This is a genomic window from Paenibacillus sp. S33 (assembly GCF_053615415.1).
Window position 1 is genome coordinate 3682404 of the sequence record NZ_JBSIEZ010000001.1, and the last position, 15159, is coordinate 3697562.

Below are 15159 nucleotides of genomic sequence, written 5' to 3' on the forward strand. Positions count from 1 at the left end.
TATATAACTACAGCTGTACACTCTCTCCAGCTTCTAAAAAATACAGCCACTTCTCAGCAACCTTTTTGCTTGTAATCTCTTCGATCACACGGGCATACAGCTCCAATTGAAAACGATATTGGTCTGTTAAATGGGACAGTGTACGATATTCAGATATCCGATCTGTTTTATAATCCACCAGCACGAGTCCTTCGGGAGTTTCAAATAGACAGTCAATAATCCCGTTCATCAGCACCTTATCTCCGTCCTGTCCACCTTCCGAATCTGTTTCTTGTCCTGGTGACATTGATGGTAAGCTGTGGTTCCAGTAATCGGTTGCCCGCATGGTATAAGTAAACGGAAGCTCTCTTTGAACATGGGATGCCCCCAGCATTCTGCTACCCAGCTCACTAGTGAAAAAGCGTAATATTTTATCCGTATCTAGCGCCTTTGCATGAACATCCAGTAACATACGCTGATTGAGCAAACGAGCCTTGGTTTCCTCAATAACTTCGGCGCTCATCCCCCCATCTAATGGCAAATGCAGCATCAACGTATGATAGACTGTTCCGCGTTCCGTTGGAGTCAGTCGCTGATTCCCCATAAACTTAGGTCTGCGCAAGTGTAATTGACTACCCCCAGTGTGAGAATCCTCCCGATCCTCCGGTGACTCTGCTAGTAGGGAGGTAGATAGATTCAGCCAATCGTCCGAACCCATCTCCTGCATTTCCAGCCATCTTTTCATCTCAGTAACCGATGTATTGGCTGCCGTTTTGCCAGCCCGTTCATATGGATAGATCCAGGAAAGAGCAGCTTCAATATCCGTTTCACTCTCTTCGTTTAAGTCGATTAGCTCCACATTTCTCAGTGCTTCTGTCTTCTTTTGGCGCTCTTCGCCCGACACCTCTTCCTCATGATCTGAGTTCACACGAGAGCCGGAAAGTGTTTCCGAGGCGACGATTTTAAATAACCAGTCTGTTCCCGGCATATGTTCCAGCCTGTGATAGTACCCATCCTGATCGCCTGCCGCTTCCCTCAACAAAGTAGCAGAAGGATGCCGAATCAAAGCAGGACCTACCCAGTCCAGATAGCTGCGGCCTGCCGCCAGCATATAGTCTGGTAAGACCGTTTCCGTATGTTCTTTGGCACGTGCCCAACCCGCTGCGCGCGAAGCGAGATCCTTCACGGTTCCGGTCATAATCAGCTTTTCACGCGGACGCGTAAGCGCCACGTATAACACCCGCATTTCCTCAGCCAATAGCTCCAGCTGTGAGCGTCGGCGGATCGCTAAATTAGGCAGCGTAGGGTAGCTGACACGATTTTGTTCCTCCACATATTTAGGACCAAACCCCAACTCCTTGTGCATAAGAAACGGCGCATTGAGGTCCTGCTGATTGAACATTTTTGCTGTCCCAGCAATAAACACGATAGGGAATTCAAGTCCTTTACTTTTATGAATGGTCATAATACGGACAGCCTGATCGGGTTCAGTCCCCCCGCTAATGGATCCTAAATCACCGCCTCGCTCCCGTAGACGAGAAATAAAGGTCAGAAATCGGAATAATCCTCGGTTGGACGTAGAAGTCTCATACTGTCTGGCTCGGTCATATAGCGCCCGCAAATTGCTTTGACGCTGTGAGCCGCCAGGCAGTCCACCGACCCAATCCAGATATCCTGTTTCCTCCAGCACATTCCAAATCAATGCACTTAAGCTTCCTTGTCGGGCTTCCTGCCGCCAGGCTTTCAAATTACGCAAAAATGAACGTAGTCGGGCAGATAACGTATTCCCGTCATTTCTATTACCAAAGTCAGGTGAAGATAAAGAGTCCTTAGGGAAAAGATCCAACTCCATGATGTCAGCTGAGATCCCTTTTTCACTTTCTTCCAGTGGGTCAGCTTCTGCCGCCGCCAGCAATGCGTCATAAAATAATCCATCCGGCTTCTCCAACCGAATTTGTGCAAGTTCATCTTCGGTCAAGCCAACAATCGGCGAACGAAGCACGGATGCAAGCGGGATGTCCTGCTGCGGATTATCAATAATGTGCAGCAGAGACAACATCACCTCAACTTCCGTTGCTTTAAAAAAGCCTGTCGTCTGCTCCCCTGAAGCCGGAATGCCCTCAAGCCGCAGTTCCTCCACAATTAGGGGGGCCCACACGCTTGCCGAACGAAGCAAAATGACGATATCGCCGTAGACTGCCGGGCGCATCGCTTTTAATCCTCTGTCGTAAATCAACAGTGGTTGTCCAGTGTCTCCGGTCAGTTCTTTAATCCGTTTCGCGATCGCACGAGCCTCTAACTGTGCCGTTTCTAGCTCCGCAAGCTCAGCCAGCTCACTTTCCTGTAGAGCAGATTCGTCCCCCGTTTCGGACAGCTCCGAAGCCTCGGAAAGACCCTGTCCACCCTTATCAACTAAGAGCAGCTCAGGTGCGTATACAGATGCGGTGTCTTGATCCGACGGGTCGGGATAGGATGCGCCGTGTACCAGCCAGGCTCGTTCATCGTACTCAATTTCCGCCACATCCACACTCATAATCTGGCGGAACACCAAATTGACCGCATCGACAACTTCCTCCCGACTGCGGAAATTACGCGCCAGATCAATTAAAAAGCCATCTTCCTGCTCCTGCATGCCGTACCGTTGATACTTATTCAAAAACAGACCCGGCTCCGCCAGCCGAAACCGATAAATACTCTGTTTCACATCGCCCACCATAAAACGGTTACCCGGTTCCTCCCGTGATACCAGCCTAACGATATCTTCCTGTACGGTATTCGTGTCCTGATACTCATCCAACAGCACTTCGTCAAATTGTGCCTTGTATTCGAGTGCAGCGTTGGAAGGTAGTAGCTTGTACGGAGTAGAATCGGGATGTCGTAATATTTTCAGACAATAATGTTCCAAATCCCCGAAATCCACTAACCCTTTTGACTGCTTGTGCTGTTGAAATCGTTCCCCGAATACAATCACGGTTTCTACCAATTCGTCCATCAGCGGAGCCGCGGCGTGTAGCTCCTCCCAATAGGCTTCTGCTCTCCTGCCAAACAGGGAAGCCTTCATATCTGTAATCATTTTTTTGGCTGCTTCGCGTAGCGTCTTAACCCGTTCCTGCAATGCAGGCTCAGTCTGATCTTTTTTGACCGGCTTGAGCTTACCGAAGGCAGCTGCCTGAAAATGATCATATAGAGATGCCCACGGCTGTGTCTCCAGCTCTTGCAGCAATCCCTTCACCATCGTCGCATCCTCTTGCAGCGTTACGGCATAAGGTGCAGGACCGCCGGGCTGCATAGCTGTTTCATGCGCCTGTTCAAGCAAGCTCGCTGCTCCGCGCAAAGAAAGTACGGCATCCGCCAAAATGCTGCGAACCCAGGGAGTCTCTCCCAAAGCGGCTACATCCTGTACACGAAATGCTGCCGCTGTCTCCCGCAGCCAATGTTCTGGCCAAGGATGACTTTGAGAAAAATCATACAACCGCTGAACAAGCACGTACATTGCATCATCGGTGCGTTCTCCACTAAACCAGTCGACCAGTCTGCGGAATGTACTGCCTTCATCATGAGCCTCATATTTCTCCTCAAACAGTTCTTCTAGAAGCTCCTGACGCAGCAATTCTGTCTCATGCTCATTCATAATCCGAAAACCAGGATCAAGAGGAATGGCCTGATAATGCCTGCGGATGACCTCCATACAAAATGAGTGAAGCGTTGTAATCGAGGCCCGATTCAGCAACGACAGCTGGCGGCGTACATGCTCACTTTCCGGTTCCTGTTCCAACACACGTTCCAACGCTTCGCGTATCCGTTGACGCATTTCGGCGGCTGCAGCCTTCGTAAAGGTTGCTACCAGCAACCGATCCACGCTGAAGCCAAGCTGGGGATCGACAATTTTACGAATAATACGCTCTACGAGCACCGCTGTTTTACCTGACCCTGCCGCTGCCGCGACCAGCATGTTGTTACCCGATTCCGAAATGGCACGCCACTGGTCATCGCTCCACATACTGCCTTCCGGCTTCGGCATGTCTTTAGTGTTTGACGTGCCTATCATTGGTCCATTCCTCCTTTCCCTTCCTGTGTATGACCCAGCAGATTCCAGATTTGATCCTTACCGGGTTTACCCCATTGATTGTAGCCACTGCCCTCCAGACTGTCGTCAAATTGACAAACAGGCTTAAAAGAACAGAAGGTACAAGCCGTCTCTTGCTGGATTCGATAAGGTTCAATGGCTACATCGCCCTCTGTCATCCGTGTGCCAATCGTCCGAATATTATTACGCACCGAGGCTAACAAGCTGTCCCACTGTTCCGGCGAAGCAACCGAAGCACTGCTATAAAAACTGCCGTCTGCTTTCACCGCAACAGGTAAAATAGAGGAATATCCTTTGTCCAATGCTGTATCCATTTGTCCAACTACATCCCGATCTGCAAGCAATAATCCTTTCATCTTAAAACGTTTCAAAAGCTCCTGACGGGCCTGTTCTGCGCTAAGACCGTTAGGCGACTGCAACATCGGATTGTGGACGTGAAAATACAGGGTACCCGCTGGATAAGCTGTCTCGCCCAACCATTCCTCCGCCGCATTCAGCAGCACATCCAGGTAGGTGAGCATTTGCAAGGATAGGCCATAGTACACTTCATGCAGCTTGAGATCCTTTTGGCTAGATTTGTAATCGATGACACGCAAAAGTAACCCTTTTTCTCCCTCTGCCACATCTACACGGTCAATCCGTCCGACAATTTCCATCACAACGCCGTTATCTAACCGGAAGCTTAACGGAGGAAGCTGCTGACCCGGTCCAAAGTCCAACTCCAGCCCAATCGGCTCAAAACTACCTCTTCGCGCATGTTCACCTAAAATCAACGAAGCACGGCTCACGATGTCTTTCAATTTGCGCAAAATGTAGCCATACCGCTTGGAGCTCATTAAAATCTCGCCTTGCAGACGAGGAGCCAAACGCTCCACTGTACTTTCCGCCTCTTGTCGGCATTCCTCGGTGCTGAGACTGCCCCAGCTGACATTGCGTTTACGCAGATTGATCGCCATCTCTCCAAGCGCTGCATGGAATAATTGTCCGATATCCGGGGCCTTCAGGCGATACATTTGACGTTCCTTCAAACGAAGACCGTGAGAGGCAAAGTGCGAAAATGGACATGCCACAAAACGTTCCATACGAGATACGCTGGTACGCAGCTTGCTACCGTACAGACGGCGGCTCGTTTCCTTCTGCATTTCGGCATGGTTCTCATAAAAAAGTGAGGTCAACAGCTGACGCAGCTTGTCCTTCTCACGCCCTTGCTGGCTTGCATACCAGTTATATACCTCCCACCAAGGAGATAAAATGTCACCGCCACGTCGCCAATGCCGTAATTGCGCAATGAGCTGCGGCAAAGCCTCGGACGGATGAGAAGCATACTCCCATTGCGTCGTCCAAGCATCCCCAGGCAAAGGGTATCCAGCCAACGGACGTTCGTCCAGACTAGGAAACAGGTGTCGCACATGTCGTACTAACTCAGACGGCAACAATGACTTGCCTTCTTCATCAGTCACTGCATAGCTCATCCACAGGCTTTTACCGGCTGAGGTAAGGGCCGTATAAGCAAGAAAACGTTCGTCCAACAGACGTCTTATCATATCCGGCGCCAGCTCTACGCCTTGTTCGTTTAGTGCCATACGCTCCTGCTCATTCAGCACACCGTCCTCATGGAACACAGCCGGCATCACACCTTCGTTCATACCTAGCACAAAGGCATGTTGAATACCGGATACACGCGTACGGTCCGTGTTTCCGACCAGAACCTGATCCAGAGCCGGCGGAACAAGTCCCATACGGAACTCGGCCAATCCCGTTTCCAGCACACCCGCAAACAAAGAGGTATCCAGCCTCTCATCACCCATCATTTCGACGATTTGATCCAGTAGTTCAAGCACTGCATCCCATACCTGACGATGCTCCTTCGCCTGCTCAGGTTTTCCTGCTTCCTCTGCCTGATGAATGAAGGCGTCCAGCTTGTGGCCGATTTCTGCATCTTGCAGTAACAGATATACCGCTTCACACTTCTCAAGTGCAGTTCGTGCCTTGCCCACACGTTTCTCAAACGCACGTAAAGGCGTAACGATCACATCCCGGCACAGCTCCATCAAATCCAACGTTTCATCCCGCCTACGGTTCCGTTCCTGCTCCTCCAGCTCCAATGACAAGCTGGGCACAGCCTGCCACGGCCGACCATCTGTCCAACGGCTGCCTTGTATTCCGCAGGCCAGAACATAGTTTTCCAAACGGTCCATCTCCTCGCGGCTCACCCGACCGTCCAGCGGCAGTAGAAGGTCTGTTTTGACCGCACGGAATACATCCTCATATCGCCAACGCCGCTGCACGATATCCAGCGAAGCCCGAATCAATTCCACCAAAGGATGATGTAATACACTTCTTCGCTGATCCAGAAATACTGGAACCTCATACTGTTTGAATATCGGTTCCACCCATGGCTCATAATCTTCAATATGACGTACAAACAGAGCCATCTCCCGGTAACGCGCGCCTTCATCTCGGGCCAGACGGCGCATTTCGCGTACAGCCCCTTCCAGCTCTGCACGGCGATTCGCCGCAGTGTACAGTTTTATGCCCTCCGGCTGTTCTTCTGTCCACTGCTCTCGTAGCTGCTGCAGCCGCATCCGTTGTTCCTGATTCCGTAACCCTGTGCGATGTTCAAAGTTAGCCTCCAAATACGCCAATGCCGGACGCTCCTTAAATCTCGGCAACGGATCAGGACGCAGTAATTGTGTCTGCGTCTCTATCATCAGCTCGTCTGCCATTCCTTTGAGCTTTACATACGTAGCCGCCGAAGGATGAAACAAATCCAACTCATGCGGAAGCTGTCCGCTCTCGTAGCTACGGTTGCAAGTCAGCGCCACCGTCAACGAAGAGGCATGCAGCATAAGTTGCTCCACCACCTTGAATTCATGTGGTGTAAATCTACGGTAGCCATCCATCCAAATGTCTGCTCCACGCACAAGGGAAGACTCCGCAATCTGTTCTGCCAGCATACGCAACGTATCTTCACCGTCTATATATTTAAGCGTCAGCTCTCGTTCAAAATCCTCGTAGATTAGACTGATATCTTTGAGCTTGCCGCGCAAAATCGGAGTTGACTCTCCCACAGCGTTCATTCGCTCCAGTTGCTCGGGTACAGACCGAGTATCATTTCCATACTGCTTTAGCTCCGTAAACAATGTATTCAACCGATCCACAAAGCCGAGCTGGTCTCCCGAATCCTTAAACAAGCTCAGTTCATCCTTGCGACGACGAATAATTTTATATAAAAGCATCTTCTTGCCTTCTTCCGTTACAGGCACCAGTGCTGAACCCCCGGTTTCCTGCATAACTAAATAGGCAAGACGATGAAATCCCATCACTTGGGCGCGCACCGACCCCTGAATACCGTTTCCGGCTTCTGTAAGTAACGCATGCTCAGAAGCAAATGACGATTGCTCCGGTACAAGTAACAGCATAGGCTTACCTAGCGGCTCCTCGCGTAACATAGACGTCATTTCATTGCGGATTAACGTACTTTTACCACTGCCAGAGCGGCCAATCAACAAGCGGACCGACATGATGCGGCCTCCTTTCCAACGAACAACATTCTATTAAACAGTATAGCATATCAGGCAAGGGAGAAAAGAACGTACGTTTGCCATGTTGTAGCAATTCATCCTCCCCCTAAAAATAAATCAGTCCCGCAGGTTGGCTTGGTGCATGCCTTCTCTACAGGACTGATTTATACCTAAAATGAGTCTATTTTACCTATTTAATCACCAAAAAGGCGATTGACTTTGACTTTGTATGAAACCTAAAGCTGTGTCCGGCTGCGCACCTCAAAGATGGCGAATTTCAAGTAATGGCCTTCCTCCACACCCAAAATTTGAGGATGGTCCTTACCAGCCGCTCTCCAGTCTACCAGACGAAGGATTTTGCCGGCATCTGCCGCCGCTTCCTTAATGGTGTCCAAAAACAGATCTGGCCGCATATGGAACGAACAGCTCGCTGTCACCAGATAGCCGCCCTCATTGACAAGCTTCATCCCATGCAGGTTGATATCTTTGTATCCACGTGTAGCTCCTTTGACAGCGTTCTTTGTTTTGGCAAAGGCTGGCGGATCGAGAATGACCACATCAAAGGTGCGTCCGCCACCTGCTGTCAGCGGCTTGGATGTATCTCCTTTGCCCCCGGCTCGTGCATTGCGTTCCTCTACACCTTTCACTTGATTGCGCAAATATTGAAAAGCATCGTCGACGACAAACTCGACGCGTTCCTCAAAACCGTTCAGCTTGACATTATCCCGCGCACTTTCAATCGCATGCTCAGAAATATCAAGACAAGTTACTTTTTTAGCACCATGTTTACATGCATTGAGCGTAAAGCTTCCCGTATGTGAAAAACATTCCAATACGGTTGCGCCATCCCAGAATGGGAATTCAACAACCTTACCACTTTTATTCACTGGCTTCAAGACCGTCGTGCCCGCATCTCCTGAGTCTGCAGCTACTTCTTGTAGCGTAATTCCACTACGTGCTCCCCAACCTGTCATCAACGGTGCTATGGCCGCTCTATTTTCACGCTGGTCAAAAAAATAACCCGTCTTCTGGCCCTCTACAATATCAACCTTGATGTGCAGCCCATTTTCCGTCACCACCACATGACGCGGGCAATCACCGTACAAAGGACCCTTTGTTTGTTCCAATCCTTCCAGCTCTCGGATGGATACATCACTGCGCTCATATATACCAACAGGACCCAATACTTCAACGAGCGCATCCCTGATTTCTTCCCTGCGCCGATCCATGCCAAGCGTTAACAACTGCACGACCAACACATCACCAAATCGATCTACAATCAGTCCAGGCAAAAAATCAGCCTCGCCGTACACCAACCGATAAGCGTCTCCCCCGGTCACAAAACGTTGGCGGTGCTCCAGACATTTGCGAAAGCGTTGGGCAAAAAAGTTTTGATTCATTGCTTCCAGCGGCTCGTAGGACATCACACGTACTGTAATTTGTGAAGCCGGATTATAGTAACCTGTCGCCAAATAACGCCCCTGATGATTAACGATGCTGACCAAATCGCCTGCCTCTGGGTTCCCTTCGATCTTGGCTATTTCGTTTTTAAACACCCAAGGGTGTGCGTGCTCCAGCCTTTTTTTACGGCTGCGTTCTAATATTACTGAAGGCAAAATCCTTCACTCCCATTCTTGGATTACTCAAAGTGTTAAAACGTTGTTCGATAGGGGCGCGGCTCCGCGGATCATTTGATCTTACGATCGCTGTTGCTTTTCCAGATTCAAATGATCCGCTTCGCTACTGCCCGCCTGGATATCGACGTCACGCTTGTAAAGCTTGTGAAGATACTACAAAAATTATCGTTCTATAAAAAAACAGCTCGGCCATGCTTGTCATGGCTGTCCTCGGTAGATCATAGGCTGTTACATAAGTATTTTCACCTAGAAAAGGGGGCTATGCCCGTGTTTATACATGTTATACTCCCGTTGTGCGGCGGGCTGTTTATTTTTTTGGGCGGGATGAAGCTGATGGAAGCAGCCCTCCGGCATTTGGCCGGCCCCTTCCTCACCCGCTGGTTGAACCGTGCCACCGTTTCCCCTTGGCGGGGCATGCTGTTCAGCTCAGGCATTACCGCCCTGCTGCAAAGCAGCACCGCCGTAACGGTGCTAACGATCGGACTGGTCAACGCCGGGCTGTTGACCTACGGCCGCACGCTCGGCATCATTCTCGGCACCAATATCGGCACCTGCCTGACCACCGAGCTGATGGGGCTCCAGCTCGGCAAGCTGGCTGTTCCGCTGCTCTGCGGCTCACTGCTCTGCTGGAGCACTGCCGTCCTATGGGGTGAAGCTGTCCCCAGCCGCCAGTATGAGTCTGCCGGAGCTTCATCCGGCTCCAATGGGCTCAGCCGTCCGCAGGCTGTACAATATATCAGCCTCGTCTTTGCTGGATTTTCGCTGATTCTGGCGGGTATTCGCGTGATGCAGTCGGTCGGACCCTGGATTGAGCAGGCCGGACTATTCCGTTGGTTTCTTGATCACGCTGCAGCCAACATGTGGTGGGCCTTCGCTGCTGGAGCCTGCCTGACCGCGCTGGTTCACAGTAGCGCAGCCGTCATTGGCATGGCGATTAGCCTTGCCGCTGCTGGAGCCTTGCCAGCCGATGTGGGGATCGCCATCGTCATCGGCTCCAATGTAGGCACCTGCGTAACCGCCCTGATTGCCGCTGTTGGCGGCAGCGTGTCCGGCAAATTTGTAGCCTGGTCCCACGTGCTGCTGAACGTCGGCGGAGCCTTGCTCTTTATGCCGTTGATCCCTGGTCTGGAGATGGCCGCTGCCTGGATATCTACCGAGCCCGGAGCCAAGGTAGCCCATGCCCAAACTCTGTTTAACGTTATTAGCTCTCTGCTGGTCTTGCCTCTCTGCTATCTACCTGTGTGGACGCGTTTAGAGGATCGTATATCTCCCCACAGAATCAAACATTAATTCCTAGCATGGACAGCGCCTTGCTTAAAATGACATCATTATTGTCATATCCACCCTGGCGCTGGAGACGCCATGCTTCCTCAGGCGTATGCCACGCAACTCCTTTAATTTCTTCGATCTGTGCCTGTAAATCCCCATCCAGTGCCTCTACGAGATAATAATGTACTTCTTTATCTACTTCCCCAAATTCTGGATGCTGATACGTATAAGCAATCATATCTACATGCTGGATAATCCGCCCGTTCAACCCTGTTTCCTCGCGAATTTCACGTAAAGCCGTCTGTTCGATTGTTTCTCCCAACTCCATTTTCCCTTTAGCCAAGGATACCTTGCCATATCGGTCAGTAATGAGCTGAATTTCAAGCTGCTCCCCCTGTTTGCGAAACACAACGCCGCCTGCGGAAATTTCCTTTTTTGCTGCCATCCTGTAATCTCCCTTCCTTGCGCAACAAGGATTCCGTCCTCTCTGTAAGGAAAGGCGAAATCCTTGTCTGCCATCTCTATTGCCTGTTCAGGCTTTTTTTGTTCTTACAGAGCTGTTTGCAGCCCATTCTCTAGTACGCGGACCAATTGGCCTTCACTTTCATTAATGCCTGCCTTCGTCAGCTTCACGCGGCATACCTTGCCAACCAGATCCTCAGTACCTTCAAACGCCAGTTGAATATAATTGTCACTATATCCATGGAGTATGCCGCTATCTTCGGTCCCTTTCGGCGCAACTTCCGGAATGACCTCCAGCACCTGACCTACAAACTTCTCAGCATACGCCAGTTGCATTTGCTCTGACAGTTGTATCAGCTCATGCACTCGTGCATTTTTCACGTCTTCGTCCACCTGATCCTCCATACGCGCCGCAGGAGTTCCACTGCGCTTGGAGTACGGGAACACGTGCATTTCCGAAAAACCGATTTTTTTCATCAGCTCATAGCCATTGCGGAACATTTCATCCGTCTCCCCAGGGAAGCCGACAATCACGTCCGTTGTAATCGCTACATCTGGCATTGCTTTGCGAATCATAAGCATTTTGTTATAAAACTCTTCTGTCGTGTACTTGCGACGCATCCGTTTCAATACAGTGTCATCCCCCGCCTGAAGCGGTATGTGAAAATGACGAACCAGCTTGGTGGAACGGTTCAGCACATCAAGCATTTTTTCATCAATCTGGCTGGCTTCAATCGAACTGATACGGATACGCTCCAGCCCTTCCACCTTCTCCAGATCCCACAGCAGATCAGACAGGTCATAGTTTTCCATGTCGTCACCATAACCGCCAGTGTGGATACCTGTGAGCACAATTTCCTTGTAGCCCGCGTGTACCAATTGACACGCCTGTGCAATAATGCTGGCGGCATCGCGACTGCGGGATAGACCCCGCGACCACGGAATGATGCAGAAGGTACAGAAGTTATTGCAACCATCCTGAATTTTCAAAAATGCCCGAGTATGATTAGCAAAATCAGGCACATCCATTTCCTCAAATACACGCGTTTTCATAATATTGCGCACGGCGTTAACCGGTTGACGCGTCCCTTGAATTTCCTGCACGAACGGAATGATTTTGTCCCGATCCTGAGTCCCGATAACGAGATCAACGCCAGGAATATCCATAATTTCGGCAGGAGAAGTTTGAGCGTAACAGCCCGTCACTGCCACAATGGCATCTGGATTCCGGCGAATCGCGCGGCGAATAATCTGACGACTCTTTTTATCGCCGGTATTCGTAACGGTACATGTATTAATAAGATAGACATCAGCAGTCTGCTCATCAAAGTCCACCTGTTCATAACCTTCATTTTTAAACAGCTGCCAGATCGCTTCTGTATCATAAAAGTTTACCTTACAGCCCAATGTGTAAAATGCCACTGACGGCATATTAAACCCCTCCCATTTCTCCTGTCTCATATAAAATGCATGCCAATGCAGCCATTCCTGCGGTCTCCGCACGCAAAATACGTCTTCCCAGTCCTGTAGACTGTGCCCCGGCCTGTTCGGCCTCCAGGCTTTCCGCTTCAGTAAAGCCGCCTTCCGGGCCTACCACCAGCAGAACACGCGGCATGTCCGTCGACGCCCATTGTCCTGCCAAAGGCTGGATTACATCCCGTAGCAGTTTACCCTGCTCTTTTTCATAACAATAACATATCAAATCATACCCAGCAAAAGAAGCCAGAAGTTCTTTCCACGTCATGGGCGCGCTAATTTCTGGAATCCGGTTACGGTGGCTTTGTTCAGCCGCTTCCTTCACAATCTTGCGCCAACGCTCCAGTCGCTTGCCTTCTTTTTTGGCATCATACTGCACGACCGTACGCTCGGACAAAAACGGTACAAACCCGGTTGCTCCGATTTCTGTACATTTTTGCATCACCGTCTCCATCTTGTCTCCTTTAGGAAGACTCTGAGCGATGGTGACCTGCACATGTGGTTCTGAGGTCATCTTCAGCGGCTCAATAATCGTCGCCGTAATATGATCCTGCTCAATCGTATCCAAAGCAACCAGCGCTTCTTTAGATACCCCGTCACTAACTATAATTTTGTCACCACTACGGCCCCGCATGACTTTAGCGATATGCCGCGCGTCCTCACCCGCGACAATCACGTGATCTTCTAGAAATTGCTCTGCCGGAATAAAATAACGCTGCATTCTCTCTCACACCTATTCCTGGATTTTGCAAAATCCTCATTCTAAAAATAACTGTTGTCCACTAACGTTCCGTACAAAATCCGAATAAATCACCAAGCAACATCATATCATCTTTTGCGCCTGTATGACCAGTCTGTTCCCTCTTCTATTCAGGTTATACCTACCTATTCTCGTAAAAAAAGGAGCCCTTAGGCTCCAAACAATCCAGTGATATAAAAAGAGAACTGCAAAAACTGTATATAAATCATCTGGGCCAGCGTGTAAAGAGGTTCAATCGTTACAGCTCGAACCTGCGGAATGACCAGGATAAGCAGAAAAATAAAGATCGACCACTGTTCAAACTGCTGGAGTTTGCGGCGCACAGGAGTGGGGGCCACATCTTCCACAATCCGGTATCCATCCAGTGGAGGCAGTGGGATCAAATTAAAGATAAACAAAAATAGATTTAAATTGATCAGAGCATTGATAAACAAATAGATTGCTTGAGCCACCCGTTGGTTCTCCATCCCCGGCAATACTTGAAAATGAAGGAGCACGGCATAGATCAAAGTAGTAACAAATGCAAGCAGCAGATTGCTCAGCGGACCCGCAGCCGATACGATAATGCCCATGAGGCGCGGACGGCTAAAATTGTCACGATTAACCGGAACTGGCTTGGCCCAGCCAAAGCCTCCGATCAACAGCAGCAGCGTACCCAGCAGGTCAATATGCACTGCCGGATTTAAAGTCACGCGCCCAAGTAGCTTGGCCGTAGGGTCACCAAATTTATTGGCATAATACGCATGTGCAAACTCATGAACCGTGAACGATATGATCACAGCCAGTAAATAAAAGGGAAGAACATTTAAATTTACACGAAAAATATTTTGTAGAAAATCCATACTTACCTCTTTCTCGCCACAAACGCCAGCCAATCTTCATCCCGGCTTATTTCGGCAATCTCAAAGCCAGCTGCTTTCAAAGCAGTTTCGACAACTTCTTCTTTGTTCTTCCAAATCCCTGAAGCAATATAAATACCACCTGGTTCCAGGGCTTTATATACATCATCAATGAACAGCAGAATAATCTCTGCCAATATATTAGCTACCACCAGCTTGACCGGTAACTGGATACCCAGCGTTGGATCGCTTGCATTAAGCACAGACAGCAAATCACTTTCTTTAATGGTGATGCGTTCCTCCAGTCCGTTCAAACGTGTATTTTCCCGCGCACTGGATACTGCCACCGGGTCCAAATCCAAGGCAAGTACATGCTTCGCTCCCAGCTTTACAGCTCCAATGGCCAAAATACCGGAACCCGTGCCGACATCAATAACTTCTTCTCCACCCTTAATCACAGATTCCAGCGTTCTCAGACAAAGGGATGTCGTAGGATGCGTTCCGGTCCCAAAGGCCATACCAGGGTCCAGCTCAATGATTTTTTCCTCTTCACTCGCAGGCTCATATTCCTCCCAAGTGGGTTTAATCGTCAGACGGTCCGATACACGCAAAGGCTTGAAATATTGCTTCCAAGCATTTGCCCAGTCATCCTCATCAACTGTTTTCAGCTCATACTGAACCTCACCTGGGTCAATATCGAAAGTTCTCAATTCTTCGACGCGCGGCTCAATCTGCGAACGAATACTATCCATGTCCACTTCTTCGGCAAAATAGCCTTTGATGATCGCTTGTCCTTCAGGTATGTCGTTCAAAGGCCGATCATACCATTGTCCATAGGACGTATCCCGTGGCTTGTTGAGCGAACCAGATTCTTCAATGGAAACCCCTCCTGCACCTGCTTCGTGCAGAAAATTCGAAATCATTTCGATGGCTTCTTCGGTTGTATGTATTGTAATTTCATTCCACAACATGGTTTTCATTTCCTCCTCATTTCACATGCATACATTACATTGTACTATATACATGCACAGGAGTTCAAAAAAGCTAATATTATCGGTGCTCAAAATATTTTTTGTAGAGCTTGTATTTGTTGTCCTCTCTTTTAGTCCAAGCACCCTTAACTCTA

General features: G+C 49.5%; 9 protein-coding genes. 1 reads left to right on the top strand and 8 read right to left on the bottom strand.

Annotated elements, in window-relative coordinates; translation table 11 throughout:
* Positions 1 to 7 precede the first annotated feature (7 nt).
* The 3 genes from addA to ACWGXJ_RS16755 all read right to left on the bottom strand — a co-directional run bounded on the left by addA (position 8) and on the right by ACWGXJ_RS16755 (position 9206).
* Positions 8 to 4027, bottom strand: coding sequence for a helicase-exonuclease AddAB subunit AddA (gene addA / locus ACWGXJ_RS16745; protein ID WP_452567189.1), 4020 nt, complete (start codon positions 4025 to 4027; stop codon positions 8 to 10).
* On the bottom strand, positions 4024 to 7590 hold the full coding sequence (gene addB / locus ACWGXJ_RS16750) for a helicase-exonuclease AddAB subunit AddB (RefSeq protein WP_452567190.1): 3567 nt from the start codon (positions 7588 to 7590) through the stop codon (positions 4024 to 4026). The genes addA and addB overlap by 4 nt, the downstream gene beginning before the upstream one ends.
* A 236-nt stretch (positions 7591 to 7826) precedes the next feature.
* Entirely contained in the window at positions 7827 to 9206 is a 1380-nt protein-coding gene (locus ACWGXJ_RS16755) for a class I SAM-dependent rRNA methyltransferase (protein WP_452567191.1), read from the bottom strand.
* Between the two features lie 288 nt (positions 9207 to 9494).
* On the opposite strand from ACWGXJ_RS16755, the gene ACWGXJ_RS16760 reads away from it, so the two are divergent.
* Positions 9495 to 10517 carry a Na/Pi cotransporter family protein gene (locus ACWGXJ_RS16760; RefSeq protein WP_452567918.1) on the top strand — a complete coding sequence of 341 codons (1023 nt, stop codon included), beginning with the start codon at positions 9495 to 9497 and terminating at the stop codon, positions 10515 to 10517.
* On the opposite strand, the gene ACWGXJ_RS16765 is transcribed toward ACWGXJ_RS16760, so the two are convergent.
* The 5 genes from ACWGXJ_RS16765 to prmA form a co-directional block, all read right to left on the bottom strand.
* Entirely contained in the window at positions 10507 to 10941 is a 435-nt protein-coding gene (locus ACWGXJ_RS16765; RefSeq protein ID WP_013311157.1) for an NUDIX hydrolase, read from the bottom strand. The two genes, ACWGXJ_RS16760 and ACWGXJ_RS16765, sit on opposite strands and share 11 nt — an antisense overlap.
* A 104-nt stretch (positions 10942 to 11045) precedes the next feature.
* Positions 11046 to 12389, bottom strand: a complete 1344-nt coding sequence (gene mtaB / locus ACWGXJ_RS16770) for a tRNA (N(6)-L-threonylcarbamoyladenosine(37)-C(2))-methylthiotransferase MtaB (protein ID WP_452567192.1) — start codon at positions 12387 to 12389, stop codon at positions 11046 to 11048.
* A gap of 1 nt (position 12390) precedes the next feature.
* On the bottom strand, positions 12391 to 13155 hold the full coding sequence (locus ACWGXJ_RS16775; protein ID WP_452567193.1) for a 16S rRNA (uracil(1498)-N(3))-methyltransferase: 765 nt from the start codon (positions 13153 to 13155) through the stop codon (positions 12391 to 12393).
* Positions 13156 to 13343: 188 nt separating this feature from the next.
* Entirely contained in the window at positions 13344 to 14036 is a 693-nt protein-coding gene (locus ACWGXJ_RS16780) for a site-2 protease family protein (protein ID WP_023989504.1), read from the bottom strand.
* 2 nt (positions 14037 to 14038) lie between these two features.
* Positions 14039 to 15004 (bottom strand): 50S ribosomal protein L11 methyltransferase, encoded by a 966-nt coding sequence (prmA, locus tag ACWGXJ_RS16785; protein ID WP_069290019.1) that lies wholly within the window; start codon positions 15002 to 15004, stop codon positions 14039 to 14041.
* Positions 15005 to 15159 lie beyond the last annotated feature (155 nt).